1 pseudogene is annotated in these 243 nt (G+C 40.7%); it reads left to right on the top strand.

Annotated features, from left to right (window positions below):
• Positions 1-61: 61 nt before the first annotated feature.
• Positions 62-243 (top strand): annotated as a pseudogene (locus AAEZ03_RS28605) (hypothetical protein); the annotation flags it as partial.

The following is a 243-nucleotide window of genomic DNA, read 5'->3' as shown; positions in this document are numbered from 1 at the left end:
AAACAGTGATTATTAACAGTTATAAAACTCAGTAATAATATTAGAAAAAGGATGGGCGGTAATGAGTGAGCAGTCACCAGAGCAAAAAATGGATAACCTAAATAAAAGCAGCGCAAGCGATAACTCAAGCGAAAAAGAGTTTTTAGATCAGCTGCGCCACAGTATTGATAGCGTAGACTGCGACATTCAAACGCTGATCAACAACCGTGCCAAACTGGCTCAGCAAGTGGCGACGGTCAAAAA

The sequence above is a fragment of the Pseudomonas sp. HY2-MNA-CIBAN-0224 genome (assembly GCF_040310285.1).
GTDB lineage: Bacteria > Pseudomonadota > Gammaproteobacteria > Pseudomonadales > Pseudomonadaceae > Aquipseudomonas > Aquipseudomonas helleri.
Note: the sequence above shows the minus strand (reverse complement) of the source record. Positions and strands in the feature narration are given on the sequence as shown.